We start from the raw sequence: 2069 nt of genomic DNA on the forward strand, positions 1-2069 counted from the left end.
GCCCAGCAGGCCGCCGCGCCGCGAGCCGCCAGCGAGCAGGCCGCTGCCGAGCGAGCCGCGGCGCGGTCGGCTGCCGCGGCGCGGTCGGCCGCGGCTCGCTCGGCGGTCTCCTGCTCGATGGCGGCGCGCTCGGCGGCCATCGCCGCGGCCGCGGCGGCCCGCTGCCCCGCTGCCTCCTCCTCGGCCGCCCGTTCCGCGGCCACCCGGTCGGCTGCTGCTCGTCCGGCCGCCGCACGCTCGGCCTCCGCCTGCTCGACGGCCGCCCGCTCGGCCGCGACGCGCGCCGCCTCGGCCTCCTCGACCGCGGCTCGCTCGGCAGCGGCCTGCTCCTCGGCGGCTCGCTCCGCGGCGGCCTGCTGGGCCGCCCACTCCCGGACGGCCGCGAGGTCGGCGGCGGCCTGCTCGGCCCGGGCACGTTCGACGTCGGCCTCGTCGAGCTCGGCCTGGGCGGCGGCAGCACGCTCGGCGTCCTCGGCCGCCGCGCGCTCGGCGGCGGCCCGCTCGGCCGCCCACCGCTTCACCGCGGCCAGGTCGGCGGCCGCCTGCTCCGCGGCGGCCCGGCGCGCCTCGGCAGCCTCGTCGGTCACCTGCGGGGCCGGCTGCTCCGTGGACCGCTCGGGCGCCGGCTGCTCGGACACCGCCTGCTCCGGCGTGGCCGCAGCCGTGGTCTCCGGGTGTGCCGGCTCGGCGTCCGGCTCGACGGGCACCGACTCGACGGGCTCCGGCTCGGCCCTCGCCTCGTCCGACTCCGCACCCGCGGGTGCAGCCGGACCCTCGACGTCGTCAGCGGTGCTAGCGGTGGGCTCCGTGGCGGGCTCCGTGGCGGGCTCCGTGGCGGCCGGGACCGACGGATCGGACGTCGCCGCGTCGCCGTTGACGGCCGCCGAGGACGCGACCTCCGGGCCGTTCGCCGGCTCCCCCGACTGCTCGTCACGCGGACTCGCCGAGATCTCTCCCACCCCCTGGAGTGACCTCCGCCGACGGGGCGGACAGTCGTACGACACACTATCGGCGTGCAGTTCGACGTGACGGTAGAGATCCCCAAGGGCCAGCGGAACAAGTACGAGCTGGACCACGCCACCGGACGCATCCGCCTGGACCGGATGCTGTTCACCTCGACCCGGTACCCCGCCGACTACGGGTACATCGAGGAGACGCTCGGAATGGACGGTGACCCACTCGATGCCCTCGTGCTCCTGGAGGAGCCGACGTTCCCCGGGTGCCTCATCACCTGCCGGGCCATCGGGATGTTCCGGATGACCGACGAGGCCGGCGGGGACGACAAGGTCCTCACGGTCCCGGCGACCGACCCCCGGATGGCCCACCTCCAGGACATCAACGACGTCTCGGAGTTCGACCGGCTGGAGATCCAGCACTTCTTCGAGACCTACAAGGACCTCGAGCCGGGCAAGTCGGTCGAGGGCGCCGAGTGGGTCGGGCGCGCCGAGGCCGAGGCCGAGATCGAGGCCTCCCGGCAGCGCGCCATCGACACCCCCCGACAGCACTGACCCCACCGGCGGACCTCGCCGGACACGCACTGACCAGACGGCGGCGCACCCACCCGGGTGCGCCGCCGTTCCGCATCCGGGGACCGCTGTTGACGCCGGTCTCCTGCGGCGCACCGACGAGGCGCGCCCGCCTGGTGGGAGACGGAGGGGAAGGGGAGCCGCCTGTCGGAATCGAACCGACGACCTTCTCATTACGAGCGCCACCGGGCCTCCACCAGGCACCGCCGGGTGCCGCCGTGTCAAACCGTTTCCGCAGGTCAGCGGCGGTGCCGACGACCGCCCTCGACCGGCCAAGATTAGGTACCGCCGGATGGGGCGTGACCATCTGGTGCCCAGTCCGAGTCGTGCGGCGCAGGTGTCAGCAGCCCCTGCCTTGCTGCCGCCTGCCACTACAGGTGCCGGCCCGAGGCCGTGGGCGGCCGACCGGAGCGGGAGGTCAAGTCCGCCGGCGTGGTGTGTGACGACTACCGCGTGATCTTCATGTCGGGTCAGGCGCTGAGCGCCGGGATAGTCGGCTGCGTGGTCACCTCCTGAGTGGTGCCGTCGGTGTCGGTGACGGTC

General features: G+C 75.2%; 3 protein-coding genes. 2 read left to right on the forward strand and 1 reads right to left on the reverse strand.

All coding sequences use genetic code 11. From position 1 onward, the window contains the following. A partial coding sequence (locus G5C62_RS26670) for a hypothetical protein (protein WP_206330894.1) occupies positions 1-707 on the reverse strand: 707 nt, incomplete at its 3' end. 306 nt (positions 708-1013) lie between these two features. Between G5C62_RS26670 and G5C62_RS26675 the strand changes: the two genes are divergently transcribed. Then, complete coding sequence (locus G5C62_RS26675) at positions 1014-1508, forward strand: inorganic diphosphatase (protein ID WP_036334013.1); 495 nt, start codon at positions 1014-1016, stop codon at positions 1506-1508. Between the two features lie 411 nt (positions 1509-1919). Then, complete coding sequence (locus tag G5C62_RS28825) at positions 1920-2042, forward strand: hypothetical protein (RefSeq protein ID WP_277424827.1); 123 nt, start codon at positions 1920-1922, stop codon at positions 2040-2042. Positions 2043-2069 lie beyond the last annotated feature (27 nt).

It is taken from the genome of Modestobacter sp. KNN46-3, from assembly GCF_011039295.1.